Here is a 23,383-nt window from a genome sequence, read left to right as displayed (position 1 = left end):
GTAAAAGATGGGGTGTGGGTCGTTGTAGCCTTTTAAAGGGTTACAGCAACCCACACCTCATTTTTTTATGTCTAACTGCGCTGCTGCGGACAAGTAGGCGTCCCCACAAAGCCCAGCTCGATTGCGCCGCCGCAACGCAGGAAACTAGGATTGATAAGGTTCACGGGGCGGACCCGAAAACCCGAAGACAAATAGACGACGGAAGGTGCACTCCCAAGCATGGTTGAGAATTCAAACAACAATCGCGGTCGTGGAGGACGACCACAGGGTGATGGCAAATTCCGCAACAAGGGTGGATTCAAGCCCAACCGCGGCGGGCGCCCAAACCGTAACTCCAACAAAAAGCGCAGCTCTAACTGGGATACCCAACGCGGTCCGCACAGTGGTCCTCAGCGCGCAGGTTACCGAGAGGAACGCCTGAACAAGCGCCTCAATGAACCCGAAGTGCCTCAGGATCTCGACCCCAAGGAGCTAGATCCTTCCGTACGCCAAGAACTCCGCAGCTTGTCCAAAGACAACGCAGACATGGTGGCGAAGCACCTAATCATGGCCGCCACTCTGCTAGATAATGAGCCGGAAAAGGCACTGGCTCACGCTCGTGCTGCGAAGGATCGTGCGGGCCGCGTTTCCGTGGCACGCGAGACCTGCGGAATCGTCGCCTACCACGCAGGCGAGTGGAAGGAAGCTATTTCCGAACTGCGCGCCGCACGTCGAATGGCCGGTGGCCCAGGCCTGCTTCCTGTCCTCGCCGACTGCGAGCGGGGGCTTGGCAAGCCGGAGAAAGCCCTTGATGTCGCCAATGATCCCCAAGCGGATCAACTGGATGCAGAATCTAAGGTGGAGCTTGCTATCGTCGTCGCAGGCGCCCACCAGGATCTCGACCATCCAAATGACGCGCTCTCAGCGCTCGAAGCGCAGCTAGAAAATGCTGAGGCACCTGATGTCACTCGTATGCGCCTTTTCTACGCTTATGCCGATGCCCTCGTAACCGTTGGCCGCAAGAAAGAGGCTGTGGAGTGGTTTAACCGCGCCGCAGAAATGGATACCGAAGAAGTACTCGATGTGTCCGACCGTCTGGCCGAGCTGGACGAAGACCAAGAGGCCGCATCCCAAAGCGAGGAAAAATAGCCGATGGCCCACCCGCTGCTGGACAACTACGACGCACTTCTTGCCGATCTCGACGGTACGGTCTTTTCCGGCCATACCCCGATTCCAGGTGCAGCAGAAGGCCTAGCCGGTCGCCAGGTGATGTACGTGACCAACAATGCTTCCCGCGCACCCCAACAAGTCGCGGAACATCTGAACTCGATGGGGTTTAAGGCCGACGCGGATCATGTTGTCACGTCCGCCATGGCGGCCTGCGACCTCGGCAAGCAGTACATTGCTGATTCCGGCGTCGACCAACCCCGAGCGTTTGTGATCGGCCACGAGTCATTCAAACAGTTGGTCGCAGATGCAGGCTTTACCGTCACCGATACCGCCGACGACCACCCGCACGTCGTCTTCCACGGCCATAGCCCGGATAATGACTGGGCGCGGCTTTCCGAAGGGGCCTTGGCTATCCAGCTCGGCGCCCGCTACTTTGCTTCCAACTTGGATACGACTCTGCCCTCGGAGCGCGGTTTCATGGTCGGCAACGGGTCGATGGTCGCCGCCGTCACCTCCGCTACGGGCGTGACCCCGGAATCCGCAGGCAAGCCAGGCCCCGCCATGTTCCTGGTTGCTGCTCGGAAGATCGGTTCCACCAAGCCACTAGCCGTCGGCGATCGGCTAGATACTGACATCGCCGGTGGTAATGCAGCAGGTATGGATACTCTCTGCACCGTCACCGGGGTGTCTACCCACACCGAAATTATTGACGCCCCGCCGTCCCACCGGCCAACGTTCATTGCAGGTAACCTACGGGATCACCTCGCCGGATGGTCCGCCAGCGTGGACCCGGGTACTGCTCGTATCCGCGTTACCGCTGGTGAACTTGGTGACGTGGAAATCATGGCCGCTGAAGCACTGGCCGTAGCCGCGCCGGAGGCGTGGCAGCTGATCGACAACCCTGACATCTCGCAAATCACCTCCGCTGCGGATATTGACATTGTGGGTGCAGACGCACAAGCCATGGAGGCACTAGGAGGTTGGAAGTAAGTGGGAGAGGGGCATCCGAAACCTTCGATGTTGTCGGGGGACGGTAGGCGTCAACAAGAAGAGCTAGCACAGGCCGTCGACGAGTTACTGGCGCGTGATGTACACGGCGCGGAAGAAGCAGCCGTGTTGGAGGAAGCTCACCGGGTGGTTAACGAGGCACTCGGAGGCGAGCGCTGATGGCGAAAAGGGGTGCCAAGCTGCAGCGTCTCGACGCGGAACTGGTGGCGCGTAAGATCGCACGAAGCCGGGAACATGCCCAAGAGATGATTAAATCCGGGCGTGTGACCGTCAACGGAATGTTAGCGAAGAAGCCCGCCAGCGGGGTGGACGGCAATGTCTCCATCAAAGTGGCGGAATCCGAAGACGACCGTTGGGCTAGCCGAGGTGCGCATAAACTCCTTGGGGCGCTGGAGGCATTCGAGCCGCAAGGGCTAACGCTTGCAGGCAAGACTGTTCTGGATGCCGGCGCTTCGACCGGTGGTTTTACCGATGTGTGTCTGGACCGTGGTGCTGCGAAGGTCAAGGCCGTGGATGTGGGCTATGGACAGCTCATCTGGCGGCTGCAAAACGACGACCGGGTGGATGTTATGGATCGTACGAACGTGCGCACCCTCACCCCGGAAGCACTTGGCGGCGAAGTGGATCTGATGGTCGGCGACTTGAGCTTCATTTCCATCCGCTTGGTTCTGCCAGCCCTGGCTGCTTGTGTGAAACAGGGCGGAGATCTGCTGCCGATGGTTAAGCCCCAATTTGAGGTGGGGAAGGATCGCCTAGGACACGGCGGTGTGGTCCGGAGTCCTGAACTGCGCGCCGAAGTTACCCGCGACGTGGCAATTGAGGCGATGAAGTATGGTTTGAGGACGAAGGCCGTTGTCGCCTCTCCTCTGCCAGGGCCGAGTGGCAATGTGGAGTATTTTCTCTGGTTGGTCAAGGACGGCGCTGCGGTTTCGCCTAGCATGGGTGCAGAGGCTGACTACACCGGCCTGGACGAGATGATCGCAACCGCCATTAAGGAGGGGCCGCAGTGACCACACCGGGGACTGACCACGGCGCGGAACGCAGTGCCGACAACGGCGCCGATACAGGCAGTGACAAGAACGCGGAGCGCGAAGTCCTGCTGGTTGCGCACACTGGCGTACACGAAAACCTCGGGCTGGCTGCCGAGGCTGCATCTCGGCTACAAAAGGGCGGCATCAACGTTCGCGTGATGGCTACCGCCGACCCAGCCCCGGTAGCGCGCCACGAGATCCTGGGCCGCTTTAAGCGCTTTGGCCACACCAAGGAAGCGGCCACGGGCGTGGAAATGGTGATCGTCTTGGGCGGCGATGGCACGTTCCTCCGCGCTGCCGATATTGCGCATTCCGCGGATGTACCGGTTCTCGGCATCAACATGGGCCATATCGGCTTCCTTGCAGAGTGGGAACAAGAGTCCCTGCAGGAGGCCGTGGATCGCGTGATCGATCGCGACTATCGCATCGAGGATCGCATGACTCTTTCCATTACTGCCCGCGATATGGATGGTCGTGTGCTGGGCACGGGCTGGGCGCTCAATGAGTGTTCGGTAGAGAACCTGAACCGCCAGGGTGTCCTGGATACGATCCTGGAGGTCGACAAGCGGCCTGTTTCCTCGTTCGGTTGCGACGGTGTTTTGGTATCGACGCCCACCGGCTCCACCGCCTACGCCTTCAGTGCAGGTGGCCCGGTTCTGTGGCCGGAGCTGGATGCGATTCTGGTGGTTACCAGCAACGCACACACGCTGTTCAGCCGCCCGCTGGTGGTTTCCCCGAATTCGATGGTGGCAGTAGAGACGAACCCATCGACCTCGCCCGCAACGGTGGTTATGGATGGTTTCCGCCAGATTCACATGCCCCCTGGCGCCCGCGTGGAGATTCGCCGTGGCCCGCAGCCGGTGCGGTGGGTACGTCTGGATTCCGCACCTTTCACTGATCGCCTGGTGCATAAGTTCCGTTTGCCTGTGACGGGCTGGAGGGGTCCGCGTCACTAGCAATGCTGCACGAACTACACATTCGCAACCTCGGCGTGATTGAGGAAGCGACGGCGGAGTTTTCCACTGGCTTGAGCGTCGTCACCGGCGAAACTGGCGCTGGTAAGACGATGGTTGTGAGCTCTTTACGCTTGCTTTCGGGGCATCGCGCAGACGCTTCCCGTGTGCGAAATGGTGCTGATAAGGCCAGCGTGGAGGGTATATTCTCTGCGGATTCCCCAGCAGTAGAGGAGCTGGTGGATCAGGTCGGTGGCTATATTGACGAAGGTGAAGTGATTGCTTCGCGCACGGTCAACGCCACGGGTCGTTCCCGTGCGCACCTGGCTGGAAAGACCGTGGCGGCGGGCGTGCTGGGGGAATTCGCTGGCCATGTAATTACGATCCACGGGCAGAACGATCAGATGCGACTGCTGGATCCCGTGCGCCAACTCGGCGCGTTGGATGACTATGCCGGATTAGCTGACACTGTGGCCGAGTACAGGGAAAAGCGCGCCGAATGGTTGCGCTTGGATAAGGATCTGCGCCGTCGCATGGCAGCCCGCCGCGACCTTGCCCTAGAGAGCGAAACGCTTCAGCGTGCGGTGGAGGCTATCGACGACATTGATCCGCAGCCCGGCGAGGACGCTGAGGTTAAGGCGCAGATTAAGCGTTTGCAGGCTGCAGACGATATCCGTGCCGGACTTCAGCGTGCCCAAGCGGCGCTGGATGGTTTGGACGGAATGGGAACAGGCGATGACTTTGGCGATTCCGAAGGCGCCAGTGCGCTGGTATCCCAAGCGGCTAACGAACTATCCGGTTTGGTCGATCCGGACGATGAGGGAGATACTCTTTCAGATCTTGCTGACCGCCTAAATGAGGTTGGGGTGTTGCTAGGCGATATCTCCTCCGAAATCGGCCAGGCACTGTTGGACGTGCCGGACCCCGATGAACTCGACGGGCTGCTGCAGCGCCAAACACAGCTACGGGAGCTGCGTAAGTACGCCGTGGACGTTGACGGTGCCCTGGCATGGCGCGATCAGGCGCGCGAGCGGCTGGAGTCGATGGACGTCTCCGATGAAGCGCTGCAGAAGCTGCAAGATGAGGTCGCCTCTGCGCGGGAGGCAGCGAGCGCGATCGCGGGCAAGCTTTCTGGGGCACGCGTGAGGGCGTCGAAAAATTTTTCCAAGGCCGTTACTGAAGAGATCCGGGGGCTGCACATGTCCGCCGAGATTCGTGTGGACGTGCGGCAGCCTGGTGAGAAAGCGGATGAGAAGGCGAGCGAGCTCGGGCCGCACGGCATCGACGAGGTGGAGTTCCAGCTGGTGCAGGGTGGCAATGTGAACCCACTGGCGGGTTCGGCTTCTGGCGGTGAGCTTTCGCGCGTGATGCTGGCGCTGGAGGTTGTACTGGCTGCAGGTTCGGACGGTGGTCGCACGATGGTTTTCGATGAGGTCGATGCGGGCGTCGGTGGCAAGGCAGCTGTGGAGATTGGGCGGCGCCTGGCTAAGCTCGCGATCGAGAATCAGGTCATTGTCGTAACTCACCTGCCACAGGTCGCCGCATTTGGTGACGCCCATGTATATGTGGCTAAGGCGACGTCAAAGGATTCGGTGACCTCCTCGGTCCGCACGCTGAGCGAGGATGAACGGACAGAAGAGCTGTCTCGTATGTTGGCAGGGTTGGAGTCTGAAACGGGGCGGGCTCACGCCGAAGAACTAATGGCAATGGCAAAGGAAGCTAAGGCAGCGCTGCGGTCTTAGGGGGGGGGAGTGGGACTTAAAAATTTTTGTAGTCCGCGGGCACCGCACTGTGATCGGCGCTACAGTAGTGCAGTGTTAAAGGGGGAGCGGGTGCCCGAAACGATCCGTGCATGAGGTGAATGAGGGGGATTTTCTAGTGCGACGTGTGGTGGCAAGCGTATTTTTAATTTTTTTTGGATTTGCTGTGGCAGCTTGTGGCAACGAAGAGGCTGAAGGTGCTGTGAGCGGGGACTATGCCAAGAGTGGAGGCTTATCCACAGACGATTTCCCTGTGGATAACCAGGCTCCGGAAGGAGCACAGGCGGATGGCCGTGTGCTAAAACCTGAAGGGCACAAGGGGGTCTGGTTCGAAACGGAGCCGGAGAATCCGTGGGAACACTATGTGTGGGAATCGCAGAAATTCGTGGGAGATCCGCTTGAGTTGCCGAAGCTGAAGGGGCAAAGACCGAACGATCCTTTGGAGGGGCTTCCTGATGTGTGCGACGAAAAGGTTGTAGAGCGAATGAAGGAGGTGGGGTTTGAGCTTCATGTAACTGGAGATGTGGGACCTATGTACAGTTGCCATTTCGCAGAAATTGACCCTGTTCAAGGACCTTTTAGGGCTGAGATCTTTAGTTTGGTTCTGGATCCTGATCGGCCGATTCAGCGATTTTCTAAAAAGGTTAGTTATGACGCCAGTAGGTCTGATGTTCGTTTGATCGGACTTCAAGAGGGAGGCAAGGATGATGAATGTGGAGTTGCCCAAGATATAAATAATGTAAGTTTCTATACTCTGAGTGGATTTTATAATAACGGTAAAGATATTCGCGAAGTATGCCAACTTTCGGAATGGTTCTTTCAAGTATTCGATAACGTTTCATAGGTTTTAGATAACGGGTGGGGAAAATGATCAAATTTCATATTTCTGCTTTGCATCGAGTTAAACAAAGCTTAAAGCAGGCGGGGGCTTCTCTTAAATTGTTACGACTTCAAAACTCGAAGCTCTCGAGCTACACCACTGTTCCCTCCTTGAGCGGGGCTTACACACAACACGCGTCGTTTTGGGATGGTCAGTCTGGTTCTGCAACTAATGTGCTCGACATCATGTATTCCAATGTGGAGTGGCTTCAGGAGGTATTCGCGAACCATATCCAAGACATGAGCCTCCAGGAATATTTCAGTGGAGAATCATTCGATCAGATTCACTCGAAGAAAATAGTTCAGGCTAATCAGGATTTCCGAGTATTTGTTCCGACTCGTGATTCTCGCTCCATTGACAACCTGATGTACAACACCCCTGTCACTGTCGCGGAGGCGACAATGACGTTGCCGGCGCTTATTTCCGCCTTTCAAGGGGATGACTCTACGCCGTTCGCAGCGGCCAATGCCTGGGAGAGCGCAGCCAAGGCGCTCAAAGATTCCATGGAGAACTTGAAGAGCGCTTCCTCTGGTCTGGCTGGTTCCGCCGAAGGGTATTCCTTCGACATGGCGCGCGAAGCCATCGATGACGTTCACAAAACCGGTCTGACAATCGCAGCGAACACCACCGCAATGGCTGGTTCTGTCCGACAATTCCCCGTTATACGCAACTCAAACCTCAAAGCGCTCGAAGCAATCCAAGCGACGACCGCACTAATTCCGGATCCCGCCGAACGGCTCCTCGCAGAACAAGCTGCTATAACCAACTTCGTTTCCGCAAACCTGCAGCCTTCACTCGAGTTGGTGCGTCCGCCCGTCTCTAACCTCGGCGTTCCAATTGTGGGGCACTCAGGCGGAGGAACTTTGGACGCCACCACCGTCTCCACTGCCTCCGCACACCCCACGGTCTCGCACATCAATGGCAACACGAATGCTGTAGCGCCAGCCAGTGCTACAGCCCACGGAAACCAAGCAGCCTCTGCAGCAGCACACGCATCGAAGCCGGCGCCTGCATCGGCAGCTACACAACCAGCTGCCACTCCGGGAGGCCTTCATGCCCCGGCGCACACACCTGCACCCGTGCAGCCTGCTGCGACTACGGCTTCCCACACTCCCGGCGTGGCGCACACAGCAACTACAACAACGGCACAAACACCGACCATCACTCAACATTCTGGCGCAGCCACGAATGCGTCAGCTCCTGGGCAAGGTGGTACTGGCATGGCAGACACAAACAACCTCATCAATGCACAAGAGCGCTTCGCTAACCGCGGAAGGGAAGCCGGGCGACCGGGAACCCTGGTCAACCTAAACGCCACTAGAGATTCCACACAACTCCGGGCTATCGGCGGCGGAAAAACACCAGGCTCCAGTACCGGATCTGGGCTACCAAAGGCGAACCTCCGCAATGTCTCCACCACAGCACCCCGCCCTAGCCTTCCCGGTAGCCTTAGCGCACCGAAATTCCAAGCCCTAACCGGCGACGGAGTTCACACGAACAATCCCAACGCCAACAAGGGAACCGCCGTTGCACCACATCGAGCTGCAGAGGCAAAGAATGGCGCTGGAATGAGGGCTGGTGGAAATGTGGCGTCAACAGCATTAGGTAGGGGCGTAGGCCACGGTGGGGCAGGCCGGGGCACAAAGGCTGGACTGCGCAGTGCATCGCTGAAATACAACAAGCAGGATCGCTCTTACTTCCGCCGGCTTTTCCTAAGCGGTGAAGACCCACTGATTTCGGGGAAGAAGGGACGCGATAGGAGGAAACACGACGAAACTGCGCGTCAAACGGTACGAAAGGTGATTCGTTAGGCCATTTCCCGGCGCGCCTAACGCAACACTGGCCACATGAACACCACAATGGTGGGCATGATTTTCTCCCGTAGTGACCAGCCCGGAATCAACGGCGCCACCCGTGACCTCACCGGACCCAAGGGATTTACTAAGGCCAAGATCTCCGAGGGCGACATCGCCATTGTCGACGAATCCGATATCAGCCGTGCAACCAGCCAGAAGCTCATCGACGCGCGCGTTTCCGCCGTCGTGAACGCTCAACAATTCACCACTGGACAAGTGCCGAACTTCGGCCCGCAGATGATGCTCGACGAAGGCATCCTGCTGATCGAAAACGCCGGTGAAGACCTGATCGCTAAGGTGAAAAACGGCAAGAAGGGGCGCATCGACGACGGCAAGGTCTACTACGGCGACCGCTCCATCGGTGGAGGCGAGATCCTCGACATGGATACCGCGTCCTCCCGCTTCGAAGACGCTCGCGAGGCGCTCGGCGACCACATGGAAGCGTTGTCCGGCAACATGTCCGAATTCGTCCGCTCCGAGGCTCCTCTGCTGGTCGATGGCCTCGGCATCCCGGATGTCGATGTGGACATGGACGACCGCAAGGTGCTGGTGGCAAGCCCTGACGCGCGTATCGAGCAGAAGCTCAAGGATCTGCGTTACTTCATGCGGGAGTACTCGCCGATTATCGTGGCGGTGGAAAACGCAGCCGACAGCTTGATCCAAGAGGGCTACCGTCCGAATGTGATCATCGGTGACCCGGAGAAAATCTCCAACGAAGCACTGCGCAGCGGCGCCACCGTTGTGCTGCCGGCAGACCCGGACGGGCATGCAGTGGGCTTGGAGCGCATTCAAGACCTGGGCGTGGGCGCCATGACGTTCCCCGCTGCCACGCAGAACCCGACTGATCTGGCTCTGCTGCTGGCCAACTACCACGGTGCTTCCATGGTGGTAAACCTCGGCGAGATCGAAGATCTAGATACCGTGTTCCAACGAGCACAGTCGCCGGACACTCCGTCGGCCTTGATGTCCCGTCTGCGAGTAGGGCCGCGGCTCGTTGATTCCACTGCTGTGGCCGAGCTCTACCGAGTTTCTAGGTCCGGCGGTGGCTGGATCTGGGCAATCCTGGGCATCCTGGTTGCCCTTGCCGTCATCATCGCGATTATTGGGTTCTCTGGCGATGGTGCGTTCGTAGATAACCTCATCGACACCTGGAACAGCTTCGCCCTGAGCGTGCAGGATCTGTTCAAGAGCTAGGCAGTAGACGGGATAAGCATGAGCAAGAACTCGAAAGGCTCCGCCGGCAAGGTTATCGCCGGCCTGAGCTTTGGCATCGCCGCAGGTACCGCATTGGGTTTCTTTGCCCTCGCGCCGAACGTACCGGGTGGGCCAGTAGCGAAAGATTCCTCAGCCGCGCAGCAGCTGAAGGACGAAAAAGCCGCGCGTGACAAAGCCGAGGGACAGTCTGCCGCCAGCGACAAGGTTCTCGGTTCGGTTTCGGGCCCGGCGGTGCGCAACCTTTTGCGTGGCACCTCGGTTAATCTTTTTGTTCTTCCTGACGCCGACCAGGCCAATACCGATAGCCTCAAGCGCCTAATCAAAATGGCTGGCAGCAGCGTTAACGGTGTCATCGAACTGACGGATAAGGCACTGAGCGCAGATAGCGGTGACTCTCTGAAGTCCATTGCAGCCAACTCTTTGCCAGCGGGTGCGAAACTATCGGAAGACAAACTGGATCCCGGTATGCACACCGGCCAGCTGCTGGGAGCAGCCCTGGCAGCAGGTGACAAAGAGGCCAGCGAAACCGATCGGGGCATAGCCCTCGGTGCTTTGTCCAACGAGGATCTCATTGCCTACCAAGGAGAAGCTCCAAAAGCCGCGGATCTGGCTCTGGTCGTAGGAGGCGATACCTCTGACGACGCGGCCCATGGCAACTACAGCACCAAATTCGTAGCTGACTTTGTCGCGGGGCTGGATTCTCGCACGAAGGGCGCTGTACTCGCAGCACAGGCAGGCAGCGCGGAAGATAACGGAGCCATTGGCCAGGTTCGTGCCGATAAGGATGCGAAGGAAGCAGTCTCCACGATCGACAACGTGGACACTGTAGCCGGACGCATCGCTACCATCCGTGCGCTAGGCCAGCAAAAGGACAACAAGGCGGGGCATTATGGGGCAGCTTCGAACGCGTCAGATGCTACGCCGGAATAGGCTTGTGTTAGGCTGAAACCCCGTAGATAGCGAAGTTTAAGCGTCGTTGATTCGGGAGTTACCTTGGCCACTAATCGTGCAAAGAACAGCACTAAATTCATTTTCGTCACCGGCGGTGTGGCGTCCTCGTTGGGCAAGGGGCTCACTGCGGCCAGCCTAGGACAGCTGCTTTCCTCCCGTGGCCTGCGTGTAACGATGCAGAAGCTGGATCCGTACCTCAACGTTGATCCGGGCACCATGAACCCATTCGAACACGGCGAAGTGTTCGTCACGGAAGATGGTGCGGAGACCGACCTGGATCTCGGCCACTACGAGCGTTTCCTGGATCGCAATCTCTCCGCGGCCGGCAATGTCACCACCGGCAAGGTGTACTCCAACGTGATCGCTAAAGAGCGTCGCGGTGAGTTCCTGGGCAAGACCGTCCAGGTGATCCCGCACATCACCGATGAGATCAAGGCCGCCGTGCTGGCTATGGGACAGCCAGACAAGAATGGTCAAGCGCCAGACGTAGTGATCAGCGAAATCGGCGGCACTGTCGGTGACATCGAGTCCCAACCTTTCTTGGAGGCTATCCGCCAGGTTCGCCACGAGGCGGGTCGCGAGAACATTGCCTTCATCCACGTTTCTCTGGTTCCTTATCTCGCTCCATCTGGTGAGCTGAAGACGAAGCCGACTCAGCACTCTGTCGCAGAGCTGCGCAGCATCGGTATCGTTCCGGATGCGATCGTCCTGCGCGCTGACCGTGAAGTTCCGCAAGCTATGAAGGCCAAGATCGCCTTGATGTGTGACGTGGACGAGGATGGCGTGGTTTCTTGCCCCGACGCCCCCTCCATCTACGACATCCCGAAGGTGCTGCACTCTCAGCACCTGGATAACTACATCATCCGTCGCCTGAACCTGCCGTTCCGCGACGTGGACTGGACGACCTGGGGCAACCTATTGGAAAGCGTCCACAATCCGAACGGCGAGGTCACCATCGGCATTGTCGGCAAGTACATTGATCTACCGGACGCTTATCTGTCCGTCGCTGAAGCCATTCGCGCTGGTGGCTTTGGTGCGAATGTTCGCGCTCGCGTGAAGTGGATTGCGTCCGACGACTGCGAGACGGAAGAAGCTGCCGCTGAAGCGTTGAAGGACGTCGACGGCGTGGTTATCCCTGGTGGTTTCGGCAACCGTGGCATTGAAGGCAAAATCGGCGCCATCACCTACGCCCGGAAGAACAAGCTGCCACTGCTCGGCATCTGCCTGGGTCTGCAGTGCATCGTGATCGAGGCTGCGCGCACTGCGGGTCTCACGGATGCTTCTTCTACCGAGTTCGACGCCAACGCCTCCACTCCCGTCATCTCCACCATGGAAGAACAGAAGGCCGCTGTGTCGGGCGAGGCTGACCTGGGCGGAACCATGCGCCTCGGCGCCTACCCAGCCCACTTGGCAGAGGGATCCATGGTCGCAGAAATGTACGGCACCACCGATGTCTCGGAGCGTCACCGCCACCGCTACGAAGTGAACAACGCCTACCGCGAGCAGATCACTGAGGGGTCCGGGTTGCAGTTCTCCGGAACCTCCCCGGACGGCACCCTGGTGGAATTCGTTGAGTACCCGAAGGACGTGCACCCATACTTTGTGGCCACCCAGGCTCACCCGGAGTACAAGTCCCGTCCGACTCGCTCCCACCCGCTGTTCCAGGGACTTGTAGACGCAGCCCTGAATCACCAGGCCGAGCGTTCCTAACCACACCCTCCTACACTGGGATGGTATGGATACACAGGGCACCAAAAGCAGCACACCGTACCGTGTCGTAGACAGCGAATTGCTGCTGGACGCACCGATTATCGGGGTGCGCCGGGACACGATCACTACCGCCACTGGAGAAGCTAAGCGAGAAATCGTGGAGCACTTCTCCGCCGTTGCCGTAGCCGCTGTGCGCGACGGTCACGTCATGATGATCCGTCAGTACCGCCACGGGGTGGGACGTCACCTGTGGGAAATCCCAGCTGGCTTGCTGGACATGGTGGGGGAGGATCCCCTTGATGCCGCTCGGCGCGAGTTGGCGGAGGAAGCTGGCCTGTCCGCGCAGACGTGGCATCTGCTGGGGGATGTGGTGACGTCCCCGGGGTTCAGCGAAGAGATGTGTCGCATCTACCTGGCTGAGGATTTGGACAGCGATCTCAGCGGCTTTGATCTCCCCGAGGCTGAGTTTGAGGAGGCGGAGATCGAGACGCGCTGGGTGCCGATCCCCGAAGCTATTGAATGGGTGCAGACGGGGAAAGTGGAAAACTCCATTGCCACTATCGCACTGCTGCACTTGGCAGCCGGTACCCGCCGCAATGTCACCGAGCCCTTTAACTATCACTCCAGCCTTGCCGAACGCCGCGCCTCCAGCGCTGAAGCCAAGCCGGGTACGGACATGAAGTTCATCCGTTGAGCCGCGAAGCAAACCATAAACTCGGCAGAGCCTACATCCGGCATCTAAAGACAGAACGGGACGTATCCGTACACACACTGTCGAATTACCAACGCGACCTGGATCGCTACCTGGAATGGCTGGATGCCAAGGCACTGGGAGATGTGACAGCCACAGATATCGAAGATCACCTCGTCTTTCTGCGTAAAGATCTCAACCTGGCGGCATCTTCGGCTGCTCGCGCGCTGGCGGCAATCCGCGGGTTGCATTCTTTCGCCCATGCCGACGGGCGCCTACCCTTTGATGTGGCAGCGGACGTGCCCACGCCTTCCCAGGGCAGCTCTATTCCCAAGGCGCTAAGTCTCGCACAGGTAGAAGCTCTGCTGAACGCTGTGCCGGCGGGGGACGGGGCGTCGCAAATAAATATCCGCGACCGTGCGCTCCTAGAGATGCTTTACTCGACCGGGGCGCGCATCACGGAACTGCTGGACCTCGACGTCGACGATCTCGACCGGGAGCAACGCATGTTGCTGGTTCGCGGCAAGGGCGGCAAAGAGCGCATCGTTCCTCTGGGGCGCCCCGCGCTGGAGGCTGTGGAACGCTACCTGGTGCGCGCGCGTCCAAGTCTGAACAAGAAGGGCAGCCCGGCGCTGTTCCTCAACAACCGCGGGGCGCGGTTGGGTAGGCAGTCGGGCTTCAAAATCGTCGCGCAGGCAGCGGACGCGGCGGGGCTGCAGCATGTCTCGCCGCACAGTCTGCGGCACAGCTTCGCCACCCACCTGTTGGAAGGTGGCGCGGATATTCGCGTGGTGCAGGAACTCTTGGGCCATGCAAGTGTGGCGACGACACAGATCTATACCAAGGTCAGCCCTGAGCACTTGAGGGAAATTTGGGCCTCATCCCACCCCCGTACCTAGCGCGCCTGATAATCTCTAGGGTGTAATTATCGGTTGAATAGAACAATCAAGGGAAAGGGCTTGACGGGATAGCTGATGTCACGTTCACAGTCACACGCGGATGCGTTGTTTGATAAGCCCGATCAGCGCATCGGCCTCACTGGCCGACCGATCAAGGAGCTGCCGGATCCGGAACCGCTGGATCGCCACGGCCCGGCCTCCATCATCGCGATGTGCAACCAAAAGGGCGGAGTGGGCAAGACCACCTCGACGATCAACATTGGTGCCTCGTTGGCTGCCTTCGGCCGTAAGGTTCTGCTGGTTGATCTGGACCCGCAGGGTGCGCTGTCGGCCGGATTGGGAATCAGCCACGACGAACTGGACGTGACCGTCTACAACCTTCTGGTCGATTCTTCTACTTCGATTTTTGACGCCATCCATTCCAGCCCCGTCGACGGTCTGGATGTCGTGCCGGCGAATATTGACCTGTCGGCTGCAGAGATCCAATTGGTCAACGAGGTCGGACGCGAACAAGCACTGGCCCGTGCGCTACGGCCCGTCATGCGTGACTACGACTTCATCATCGTCGACTGCCAGCCCTCCCTCGGCCTGCTGACGGTAAACGCACTGAGTTGCGCGGACTCCGTGATCATTCCCGTGGAGTCCGAGTACTTCTCGCTGCGTGGCTTGGCGCTTTTGATGGATACGGTGGACAAGGTCCGTGACCGTCTGAACTTCAAGCTGGAAGTTCTGGGCATCCTGGTGACCATGTTCGACCGCCGCACTCTGCACGCTCGCGAGGTGATGGAGCGGCTGGTGGAGGCTTTCGGAGATAAGGTCTTCGACTCCGTGATTACCCGCACTGTGCGCTTCCCGGAAACTTCCGTGGCAGGCGAGCCGATCAACACGTGGGCACCGAGCTCCTCCGGCGCTGTACAGTATTCGAACCTGGCAAAGGAAGTCATTGAGCGCGTCGCTCAGCAAATTTAATCTGCCGGAGCCCCTAGAGCAGTCCGAGCAGCCGGAACAGCCTGAGATCACCGGCTTCCGAGTGGCCCTGGCTAACTTCGACGGGCCTTTTGACCTATTGCTGCAGCTGATCCACTCCCACAAGCTGGACATCACCGAAGTGGCCTTGGCGCAGGTCACCGACGAGTTCATTGCCTACACAAAAAACCTCAGTTCTAGCGCGGAGGACTTGGACGAAGTCACGGAATTCCTCGTCGTCGCCTCTACGTTGCTGGACTTGAAAGCCGCCCGCCTGGTTCCACGCGGTGAGGTGGAAAGTGAGGAAGACCTCGCGCTGCTGGAAACCCGTGACCTTCTGTTTGCCCGTCTGCTGCAATACCGCGCGTATAAGCAGGTGGCGAGCCTTTTCGCCGAGTGGCAGCGAGATGCCGCTAGGGCGTACCCGGCCAGCCTCTCATTGGAGGAACACCATGCGAACCTGCTGCCGGAGGTGAAGATCGGCAAAACCGCAGATGAGTTCGCCGAGTTGGCCGCTGCCGTGTTCCGCCCCCGCCCCGATCATGTAGATACCGGCCACATTCACCAGGTCGCAGTGTCCGTCCCCGAACAAGCCGGCCGGATCCTCAACACGCTAAAGGTTGCCGGAGAGAACACGTGGGTAACGTTTAACGCGTTGATCGCCGATGCAGAGTTGAACATGATCGTCGTCGGGCGTTTCCTGGCACTGTTGGAACTGTACAAGGCACGCGCCATCGGCATCGAGCAGCCCGAGGCACTGCAGGAGATGTCGGTGGCCTGGACCGGGCTGGATGTCGATCCGGCAGTGGTGGCGGCCAGCAACTGGGAGTAGGCGTCATAAAGAAAGGCACGAAAGGCACACACCATGAGCGACTTGAACCCCAACCCCGCACCGCTGCCGCAGGTCTCGGTGCTGCGCAGCCGTGTTGAATCGCTGCTTCTTGTAAGCGATGAGGCAGTGACGCCCACAGAGCTCGCCCGCGTACTTTCCAACGAGGAGCACGCGGTGCCAGAAGCGGAGGTGGCGCAAATTCTGCATGAGATTGCGGCGGAATACGACGCACGCGGCAACGGTTTTGAACTGCGCGAACACGAAGGGGCCTTCCGGCTGTACACCCGGCGCTCCAACTCGGAAGTGGTGGAGGCCAAGCTGTTGGACGGCACGCAGCAGAGGCTAAGCCGCGCAGCTTTGGAGACCCTGGCGGTGGTGGCCTATCGGCAGCCCGTAACGCGTAGTCAGGTTGCGGCTGTGCGTGGCGTGAATTGCGACGGTGTGATGCGTACGCTCTCTCTGCGCGGGCTGATCGCCGAGACTGGGGAACAGGGCGGAGCGCATCTTTACTCCACCACCGAGCTCTTCCTGGAGCAGATCGGCATCGAGTCGCTGGAGCAGCTTCCGGATCTGGCGCCGCTGCTGCCGGAGGTCGATAGCATCGACAGCTTGGACAATATCGACAGTTAAGTGGGGGAAAGGGTAGAATTCTGCTGGATAATTCAAGATTTTCTTTTTAGTTCGAAGGGCTAGAAACACCGTGGACACACCCGCTCGCCGAGACGGCACACCGGAGACCGCTCCGACAGACATCTATCTATCGCAGGCCAAGCCCGCTAAACGTCAGCACGTGACTGAGCAAGAGGCAGCCGCAGCCCTGAATAAGCCCGACTCGGAGAAGGCGCAGGTGCGCTTGCAAAAAGTGCTGGCTTCCGCTGGTGTAGCCAGCCGCCGGATGAGTGAGAAGCTCATCGCCGCAGGCCGAGTCGAAGTCAACGGCGAAGTCGTGGTGAAGATGGGCACTCGCATCGACCCGAGCGTGGACATTGTCCGCGTAGATGGCGAGCGCGTGCAGGTCAATGAGGAAATGGTTTACTTCGTACTCAATAAGCCGCGCGGTGTGCACTCCACAATGAGCGACGAGCTGGGACGTCCGTGTGTAGGAGACCTAGTGGGTACCCGACTGAAGGAAGGCCAAGGCCTGTTCCACGTTGGGCGCCTGGATGCGGCAACGGAGGGACTGCTGTTGCTCACAAACGACGGCGAATTGGCCAACCGTCTGATGCACCCCAAGTACGAAGTGAAAAAGACCTACATGGCCACCGTGCTGGGCGAGGCAAGCCGCAAGTTGATCCGCGAGCTAAAAGACGGCGTGGAGCTGGACGACGGCACTGCGCGTGCCGACAACGTTCAGATCGTGGACGTGTGGCAGGGCAAGTCGCTAATCAAGGTAGAACTGCACGAAGGTCGCAAGCACATCGTCCGCCGCATGCTGAAGGAGGCCGGTTTCCCAGTCCAGGCCCTGGTACGCACAAAGATTCACACCGTGCAGCTAGGGGAACAGAAGCCGGGCACGATCCGCGCACTGAACCAGGCAGAACTGCAGAGCTTGTACAAGAAGGTCGGGCTGTAAGCGCCCTAAAAACGCTTTACAGCCGACACAAACACAAAATCAGTTAGGGAACGACCTTTTAGCCATGACGAATGCACCATATTTTGAGCCCGGCTCCGCACTAGACCAGCTCGCCCGCGTTAAAAACATTGAAGATGGTGGCCTGATTGTCGCCGTGGACGGCCCCAGCGGCACCGGCAAATCCACCGTGTGCCGTCGCTTGGCCACCGCCGCTGACGCGAGATACCTGGATACCGGAGCGATGTACCGCGTAGCTACCCTGCACGTACTGCGCCAGGGCATCGACCCTTCCGCAGACAACTCGCGTCAGGACATCATCGCCGCCACGGCAGATCTGCCATTGGAGATCAACGAAGATCCCACGTCTACAGAGGTGCTGCTAGACGGCATGGACGTGTCCGGGGAGATCCGTGGCCCCGAGGTGACCGCCCACGTATCGGCCGTCGCAGCCATCCCAGAGGTCCGCGAAAACCTGGTTGCTTTGCAGCGCTCTTTGGCTTTCGCTGCTGGGCGCTGTGTGGTCGAGGGGCGCGACATCGGCACGGTGGTGCTTAGCGACGCCCCAGTGAAGATCTTTATGACCGCCTCCGCAGAGGTTCGAGCCCAGCGTCGTTACGATCAAGACCAAGCCGCTGGCCGAGACGTGGATTACGACGCGGTACTCGCGGATGTGCAGCGGCGTGATGAAGCCGATTCCTCCCGCGAGACTTCTCCGCTGCGCCCCGCCGAGGATGCGGTGATTGTGGACACGGGCGACATGGACATCGACGAGGTGCTGGAAAAGCTGGCAACGCTGGTACTCGCCAGCGCTCGTCCGGATTCCACCGAGTCGCCTTCGGAGCTGATCTTCCGTACTGCAGACGGCGAAGTGCTGGGGGAGTCGGACTTCACCGCTGCCGAGTTCTCCGAATACGACGATGACGACTTCGACGAGGGCAACGAGGCCGGACCGGATGAGTTCTTCATTACCGGCCCGGAGGATTTCACCCTTGAAGGCGGCGGCGATATGCCGGAATCCGACGAGGATTGGGAGGCCTTGGAGGAAGCCTTCGGCGTGCTGGGCGACGAGGAAGCAGAGCAAGAGGCACTGTGCACCGTCGCGATTGTGGGCCGCCCGAACGTGGGCAAGTCCACGCTGGTGAACCGATTTATCGGTCGTCGCGAGGCTGTGGTGGAGGACTTCCCGGGCGTGACCCGCGACCGTATTTCCTACTTGGGTGAGTGGTCTGGCCGCCGCTTCTGGGTACAGGACACGGGTGGTTGGGATCCCGATGCCAAGGGCATCCACGCCGCAATTGCCCGCCAGGCGGAAACTGCTATGGAGACCGCCGACGTGATCGTATTCGTGGTTGACACGAAGGTCGGCATCACCTCTACCGACGAGGTTATCGCCCGCAAGCTGCAGCGCAGCGAGGTGCCGGTGATCGTGGTCGCTAACAAGTGCGATGCCGATGCTCAGCTGGGCGATGTCGCTGAGTTCTGGGCACTCGGTCTGGATAACCCGTACCCGGTGTCTGCACAGCACGGCAAGGGTGCGGCTGACGTTCTGGATCAGGTTTTTAATTCCTTCCCGGAGCACCCCCGCGAACTGTCGATTGTCTCCGGGCCGCGTCGCGTGGCACTGGTCGGCCGCCCGAACGTGGGCAAGTCCTCACTGCTGAACAAGATCACGGGCGAGGAACGCTCCGTCGTCAACAATGTTGCCGGCACCACCGTCGATCCAGTTGACTCCATCGTCGAATTGGAGGAAAAGACCTGGAAGTTTGTCGACACCGCCGGCATCCGCAAGAAGACGAAGCAGGCACGCGGCCATGAGTTCTACGCCTCCCTGCGCACTCGTTCCGCCATTGATGCGGCGGAGGTCGCTGTCTTTCTTGTGGACGCCAGCGAGCCCATTGCCGAACAGGATCAGCGCGTACTTCGCATGATCCTCGACTCGGGTCGTGCCCTGGTGGTGGCTTATAACAAGTGGGATCTGGTGGATGAGGACCGCCGCGAGTTGCTGGAGCGCGAAATTGAGCTGCAGCTATCCCACGTCCCGTGGGCGCGTCGCGTGAATATCTCCGCGAAGACCGGTCGTGCACTCCAGAAGCTGGAACCCGCGATGATCGAGGCTTTGGAGAGCTGGGATCAGCGCATTTCCACCGGTCAGTTGAACACCTGGCTTCGTGCCGTGATTGCGGAGACCCCGCCGCCGATGCGTGGCGGACGCCTGCCGCGCGTACTTTTCGCGACCCAGGCCTCCACCAAGCCGCCGGTGATCGTACTGTTCACCACTGGTTTCCTAGAGCACGGCTACCGTCGCTTCCTGGAGCGCAAGTTGCGCGAGGCCTTCGGCTTTGAAGGTTCGCCGGTGCGTATTGCGGTCCGTGTGCGCGAGAAGAAGCGTAAGAAGTAGGCGGCGCTAGAAGTAGGCGCCAAAAATAGGCGCTAGCGCAGCTAGTAGCGGTGGCAGGCGCATTTGAATTGCTCGTTTATTTCTTCAAAGAGTTTCCGACACGGTACGCCCTTTAGGAAAGGAAAGAATAGTGTTCGACAGTATCGGTACTTTTGGTGAGTGGGCGGGAGCAGCAGCATCTGCAGCGGGAGTGCTCATAAGTATCTGGGCGCTCAACGTGTCAAAGAAGGCTGAACAGGATGCTAGGCGTCTTTCAGAAGAGTCAAATGCAGCGGTTCGTGCTCAGCAAGCAAACCAGCAAGCGCTTGAAAGGGAGCGTGAGGACCGTCAACGGCAGTTTGATGAATGGTCCAAGGAGCGTGCTGAGTTTCAGGAAAAGCTACAGATTGAACAGCGAAAGCGGGAGGAGGCTTCCGAGATTAGAAACGTCGCTCGGTTGGTCGCCGCGTGGTGGGTGAAGAACGACGCTGATCAATGGGGACTACTTATTTCAAACGATGGCCAATCTGCCGGAACTGTCTATGACATTCGCATCGAAGTGGGCTGTAAGTATTACAAAAAAGAAGCTTTGAGACTGAATACGCTGCCTCCCGGTAATTTTTTCGTGGAAAGTTTAAAGGAGCCTGACGATTCAAGTTGGGATTACCCACGATTCATCAAGGATATTGAAGGTTTTTCCTCGATTCTAAATTCAGCGAACTTTAGAATCGAGAAAATAGCGTTCTCGGACTCTGCTAAAACTAGATGGATCTGGACTCCTGAGCGAGGGCTAACAAATTCCTCCAAGGGCACTCTCGAATAGTTCTGACGTGGGGAATCAGAACTAGATGCAGGGGGCGGATTCCATTTGCTAAAAGCATCGTGGAAGAGTACGTGCGTATCGCAGTGGGCGTGCGCGAGAAAGGTACAAGAAGTAGGTGCTTTAGGTAGGCGCTAGCGCAGCACCAGGATCCAGATTGCGATGTGGTGCAGCAACGCCGCCAAGATTGTGGCGGCGTGGAATACCTCGTGGAACCCAAACCACCGCGGGGAGGGGTTCGGCCACTGTTTGGCGTAGATGACTGCGCCAACGGAGTAGACGATTCCACCGGCCAGCATCAGCAGGCTTACAGCCAGCCCCAACTGCTGGTAGTAGCCAACGGCGCCGATGGCAGCCAGCCAACCGAGCGTGAGGTACGTGGTGGCATCCAGCCATCGCGGGTGATCAATCCACACCAGATTCAGTACTACTGCCGCGGCGGCGGCCAGCCAGCACACGGCCAAGATCCACAGCCCGCCGGTGTTAAACCAACCCCAGCCGGTGAACCATCGCGCGCCAAAAGCGCCGACCGTCACCGGCCCGTAGGTTCCGGCGATGAAGACCGCGATCATGGCATGGTCAGCACGCCGCCAGCTGTTCACCGCGCCCTCGGAGCGCCACGGCACTCGGTGGTACAGCGCACTGACCGTAAGCATCCCGGCCAGGCACAGGGCGTACAGCGCCGTGGCCATGGTCATCCAGGACAGGTGAAACTTGGAGGCCGCAACGATGGTCAGCGCGGTTCCCATGCCGCCGAAATACCACGCGGCAGCGGTGTGCAGGCGACCGCGCATATAGGGGCGGGGGCCTCGGTCGAAAACAGGACGTGGAGGCTTCTTCGTGAGAACTTGAGTTTCTTGCACGAAAGAAAGCCTACGTCAATGCGCGTTAGAACAAGCCCGAAATGACTCCACTCTCGTCCACGTCAATGCGCTCAGCCGCGGGCTTCTTCGGCAAACCAGGCAGTGTCATTACGTCACCGGTCATGGCCACCACGAAGCCTGCGCCGATGCGTGGCACCAGCTCGCGGACGTGCAGCGTGTGTCCACTGGGCGCGCCAAGTGCGCTGGGGTCGTCACTGAAGGAGTATTGAGTCTTTGACACGCACACTGGCAACTTGTCCCAGCCGTTCTCCTTCAAGAACGCCAAATCCTTCAAGGCCTTCGGTCCGAACTGGACGTCCGCTGCGCCGTAGATCTCCGTGGCAATCGTACGCAAGGTGGCTTCCACGCCATCGACTGGCTGATAAATCTGGTGGCTGGAGCTAGGGGCGTCATCACCAGAGGCGCCATCGACGACCTTCAACACGGCAGAGGCTAGATCCGCTGCACCGGCACCGCCCTCGGCCCACACATTGCACTCGACGACACGCACGCCGAACTGCTCGCCCCACTCGGCGATCTGCTGGCGATCCGTAGCGCTGTCGGTACTAAATAGGTTCAGCGCCACCACCAGCTCCACGCCGAACTTGCGGATATTGCTGACGTGGCGCTCCAGGTTGGACAGTCCAGCTTTCAGTACCGAATCGCCGTTGTGCTTTAGCGAACGAATAGTGGCCACGACCACGGTCGCGGCGACATCGAGGCCACCGGCGCGAGCCTTGATATCGAAGAACTTCTCCGCACCCAGGTCACTGCCGAAGCCGGCTTCGGTAAGCACGACCTCCGACAAGTCCAGCGCCGTCGTCGTCGCGATCAGCGAGTTACAGCCATGCGCGATATTCGCAAAAGGCCCGCCGTGCACCAGCGCCGGCGTGCCACCCAGGGTTTGCACCAGGTTCGGGTTGATCGCGTCGCGCAACAGGGCAGTAATCGCACCTGCGCACTTCAGATCACCCGCCGTCACGGGCTTGCGGTCGTAGGTTTGACCCACCACGATGCGTCCGATGCGCTTCTTCAAATCTTTCAAGTCGGTGGCCAGGCACAGGATCGCCATGATCTCGCTGGCTGCCGTGATATCGAACCCGCCCTCGCGCGGGGTGCCCTGACCCGGCCCGCCCAGCCCCGTGACGACGTGGCGCAGCGAGCGGTCATTAACGTCCAGACAGCGTCGCCAGGTCACCCGTCGCGGGTCAATGCCTAGCGCGTTGCCGTGCTGCACGTGGTTGTCCACCATTGCAGCTAGCGTGTTCGTCGCTGCGGTGATGGCGTGCATATCACCGGTGAAGTGCAGGTTGATGTCCTCCATCGGCACGATCTGCGCATAGCCGCCGCCTGCTGCACCGCCCTTGATACCCATGACTGGTCCCTGGGAGGGCTCGCGGATCGCCACCATCGTCTGGCGCCCCGCTGCTCGCACGGCATCGGCAAGTCCGATCAACACGGTGGACTTGCCCTCGCCGGCGGGTGTTGGGCTCATTGCCGTCACGAGTACGAGCTTGCCCTTTTTATTGACGCCCTCACGCTCCGCCTTCAACGCGGGAACATCGATCTTGGCTTTTGTGCGACCGTAGGGGATCAAAGCTGCTTCCGGGATGCCGGCGCGTTCTGCGATTGTGGTGATGGGCTCCAGGGTGTGGGCCTGCGCGATCTCCACATCGCTGGGCTGCGGATTGTTGGTTGCAGAAGAGTTAGTCATATTCCCAGAATAAACGTCTACCCCTATAAGCCCCCGGATTAATGGGAGTGGGGGAGTCTGCCACTAGACTTAGGGGGTAAGCGGGTGACCCCCGGATTTTGGCAAAACGATTCCCTCCAGTGAGGTAGTGAGGTA

At 59.3% G+C, this 23,383-nt stretch carries 21 protein-coding genes; 19 read left to right on the top strand and 2 right to left on the bottom strand.

Annotated elements, in window-relative coordinates; translation table 11 throughout:
• The first annotated feature begins 219 nt into the window (after positions 1-219).
• The 19 genes from ACWXWJ_RS01860 to ACWXWJ_RS01770 all read left to right on the top strand — a co-directional run bounded on the left by ACWXWJ_RS01860 (position 220) and on the right by ACWXWJ_RS01770 (position 20,674).
• The gene (locus tag ACWXWJ_RS01860) at positions 220-1,128 is read left to right on the top strand and encodes a tetratricopeptide repeat protein (protein WP_448308492.1); all 909 of its coding nucleotides are present in this window, start codon (positions 220-222) and stop codon (positions 1,126-1,128) included.
• Positions 1,129-1,131: 3 nt separating this feature from the next.
• The gene (locus tag ACWXWJ_RS01855; RefSeq protein ID WP_473963363.1) at positions 1,132-2,139 is read left to right on the top strand and encodes an HAD-IIA family hydrolase; all 1,008 of its coding nucleotides are present in this window, start codon (positions 1,132-1,134) and stop codon (positions 2,137-2,139) included.
• Entirely contained in the window at positions 2,140-2,316 is a 177-nt protein-coding gene (locus ACWXWJ_RS01850) for a hypothetical protein (RefSeq protein WP_473963362.1), read from the top strand.
• The gene (locus ACWXWJ_RS01845; RefSeq protein WP_473963361.1) at positions 2,316-3,167 is read left to right on the top strand and encodes a TlyA family RNA methyltransferase; all 852 of its coding nucleotides are present in this window, start codon (positions 2,316-2,318) and stop codon (positions 3,165-3,167) included. Before ACWXWJ_RS01850 ends, ACWXWJ_RS01845 begins: the two co-directional genes overlap by 1 nt.
• Positions 3,164-4,144 carry an NAD kinase gene (locus ACWXWJ_RS01840; protein WP_473963360.1) on the top strand — a complete coding sequence of 327 codons (981 nt, stop codon included), beginning with the start codon at positions 3,164-3,166 and terminating at the stop codon, positions 4,142-4,144. The genes ACWXWJ_RS01845 and ACWXWJ_RS01840 overlap by 4 nt, the downstream gene beginning before the upstream one ends.
• A 2-nt stretch (positions 4,145-4,146) precedes the next feature.
• Positions 4,147-5,883 (top strand): DNA repair protein RecN, encoded by a 1,737-nt coding sequence (gene recN, locus ACWXWJ_RS01835; RefSeq protein WP_473963359.1) that lies wholly within the window; start codon positions 4,147-4,149, stop codon positions 5,881-5,883.
• Positions 5,884-5,989: 106 nt separating this feature from the next.
• Positions 5,990-6,745: a hypothetical protein gene (locus ACWXWJ_RS01830; RefSeq protein ID WP_473963358.1), complete on the top strand. Its 756-nt coding sequence runs from the start codon at positions 5,990-5,992 to the stop codon at positions 6,743-6,745.
• A 275-nt stretch (positions 6,746-7,020) separates the two neighbouring features.
• Positions 7,021-8,592, top strand: a complete 1,572-nt coding sequence (locus ACWXWJ_RS01825; RefSeq protein ID WP_473963357.1) for a hypothetical protein — start codon at positions 7,021-7,023, stop codon at positions 8,590-8,592.
• Between the two features lie 36 nt (positions 8,593-8,628).
• Positions 8,629-9,831 carry a putative cytokinetic ring protein SteA gene (gene steA / locus ACWXWJ_RS01820; protein WP_293791159.1) on the top strand — a complete coding sequence of 401 codons (1,203 nt, stop codon included), beginning with the start codon at positions 8,629-8,631 and terminating at the stop codon, positions 9,829-9,831.
• 18 nt (positions 9,832-9,849) lie between these two features.
• On the top strand, positions 9,850-10,782 hold the full coding sequence (locus ACWXWJ_RS01815; RefSeq protein ID WP_473963356.1) for a copper transporter: 933 nt from the start codon (positions 9,850-9,852) through the stop codon (positions 10,780-10,782).
• A 63-nt stretch (positions 10,783-10,845) separates the two neighbouring features.
• A complete protein-coding gene (locus ACWXWJ_RS01810) occupies positions 10,846-12,513 on the top strand; it encodes a CTP synthase (RefSeq protein ID WP_473963355.1) in 1,668 nt (555 codons plus the stop codon).
• A gap of 25 nt (positions 12,514-12,538) precedes the next feature.
• Entirely contained in the window at positions 12,539-13,207 is a 669-nt protein-coding gene (locus ACWXWJ_RS01805; protein ID WP_473963354.1) for an NUDIX domain-containing protein, read from the top strand.
• Positions 13,204-14,103, top strand: a complete 900-nt coding sequence (locus ACWXWJ_RS01800; RefSeq protein ID WP_473963353.1) for a tyrosine recombinase — start codon at positions 13,204-13,206, stop codon at positions 14,101-14,103. The genes ACWXWJ_RS01805 and ACWXWJ_RS01800 overlap by 4 nt, the downstream gene beginning before the upstream one ends.
• Before the next feature lie 75 nt (positions 14,104-14,178).
• On the top strand, positions 14,179-15,072 hold the full coding sequence (locus tag ACWXWJ_RS01795) for a ParA family protein (protein ID WP_448307726.1): 894 nt from the start codon (positions 14,179-14,181) through the stop codon (positions 15,070-15,072).
• A gap of 1 nt (position 15,073) precedes the next feature.
• Positions 15,074-15,901 (top strand): segregation and condensation protein A, encoded by an 828-nt coding sequence (locus ACWXWJ_RS01790; RefSeq protein WP_473963374.1) that lies wholly within the window; start codon positions 15,074-15,076, stop codon positions 15,899-15,901.
• A 33-nt stretch (positions 15,902-15,934) separates the two neighbouring features.
• Positions 15,935-16,531 carry an SMC-Scp complex subunit ScpB gene (scpB, locus tag ACWXWJ_RS01785; protein WP_448307725.1) on the top strand — a complete coding sequence of 199 codons (597 nt, stop codon included), beginning with the start codon at positions 15,935-15,937 and terminating at the stop codon, positions 16,529-16,531.
• A 70-nt stretch (positions 16,532-16,601) separates the two neighbouring features.
• Positions 16,602-17,474 carry a pseudouridine synthase gene (locus tag ACWXWJ_RS01780; protein WP_293791167.1) on the top strand — a complete coding sequence of 291 codons (873 nt, stop codon included), beginning with the start codon at positions 16,602-16,604 and terminating at the stop codon, positions 17,472-17,474.
• 64 nt (positions 17,475-17,538) lie between these two features.
• Entirely contained in the window at positions 17,539-19,872 is a 2,334-nt protein-coding gene (gene der / locus ACWXWJ_RS01775) for a bifunctional cytidylate kinase/GTPase Der (protein WP_473963352.1), read from the top strand.
• A gap of 130 nt (positions 19,873-20,002) precedes the next feature.
• A complete protein-coding gene (locus ACWXWJ_RS01770) occupies positions 20,003-20,674 on the top strand; it encodes a hypothetical protein (protein ID WP_473963351.1) in 672 nt (223 codons plus the stop codon).
• 131 nt (positions 20,675-20,805) lie between these two features.
• Here the strand turns inward: ACWXWJ_RS01770 and trhA are convergent, their stop codons facing one another.
• On the bottom strand, positions 20,806-21,465 hold the full coding sequence (trhA, locus tag ACWXWJ_RS01765) for a PAQR family membrane homeostasis protein TrhA (RefSeq protein WP_296214637.1): 660 nt from the start codon (positions 21,463-21,465) through the stop codon (positions 20,806-20,808).
• A 94-nt stretch (positions 21,466-21,559) separates the two neighbouring features.
• A complete protein-coding gene (locus ACWXWJ_RS01760) occupies positions 21,560-23,248 on the bottom strand; it encodes a formate--tetrahydrofolate ligase (protein ID WP_473963350.1) in 1,689 nt (562 codons plus the stop codon).
• Positions 23,249-23,383: the final 135 nt, after the last annotated feature.

The organism is Corynebacterium sp. p3-SID1761 (assembly GCF_055862885.1).
This window is presented reverse-complemented; position numbering and strand designations above follow the sequence as displayed.

Coding starts and splice junctions, on each gene's coding strand:
- ACWXWJ_RS01805 (WP_473963354.1), top strand. CDS start 12,539: ATGGATACACAGGGCACCAAAAGCAGCACACCGTACCGTGTCGTAGAC.
- steA (WP_293791159.1), top strand. CDS start 8,629: ATGAACACCACAATGGTGGGCATGATTTTCTCCCGTAGTGACCAGCCC.
- trhA (WP_296214637.1), bottom strand. CDS start 21,465: ATGCGCGGTCGCCTGCACACCGCTGCCGCGTGGTATTTCGGCGGCATG.
- recN (WP_473963359.1), top strand. CDS start 4,147: ATGCTGCACGAACTACACATTCGCAACCTCGGCGTGATTGAGGAAGCG.
- scpB (WP_448307725.1), top strand. CDS start 15,935: ATGAGCGACTTGAACCCCAACCCCGCACCGCTGCCGCAGGTCTCGGTG.
- ACWXWJ_RS01825 (WP_473963357.1), top strand. CDS start 7,021: ATGAGCCTCCAGGAATATTTCAGTGGAGAATCATTCGATCAGATTCAC.
- ACWXWJ_RS01845 (WP_473963361.1), top strand. CDS start 2,316: ATGGCGAAAAGGGGTGCCAAGCTGCAGCGTCTCGACGCGGAACTGGTG.
- der (WP_473963352.1), top strand. CDS start 17,539: ATGACGAATGCACCATATTTTGAGCCCGGCTCCGCACTAGACCAGCTC.
- ACWXWJ_RS01795 (WP_448307726.1), top strand. CDS start 14,179: ATGTCACGTTCACAGTCACACGCGGATGCGTTGTTTGATAAGCCCGAT.
- ACWXWJ_RS01860 (WP_448308492.1), top strand. CDS start 220: ATGGTTGAGAATTCAAACAACAATCGCGGTCGTGGAGGACGACCACAG.
- ACWXWJ_RS01815 (WP_473963356.1), top strand. CDS start 9,850: ATGAGCAAGAACTCGAAAGGCTCCGCCGGCAAGGTTATCGCCGGCCTG.
- ACWXWJ_RS01855 (WP_473963363.1), top strand. CDS start 1,132: ATGGCCCACCCGCTGCTGGACAACTACGACGCACTTCTTGCCGATCTC.
- ACWXWJ_RS01760 (WP_473963350.1), bottom strand. CDS start 23,248: ATGACTAACTCTTCTGCAACCAACAATCCGCAGCCCAGCGATGTGGAG.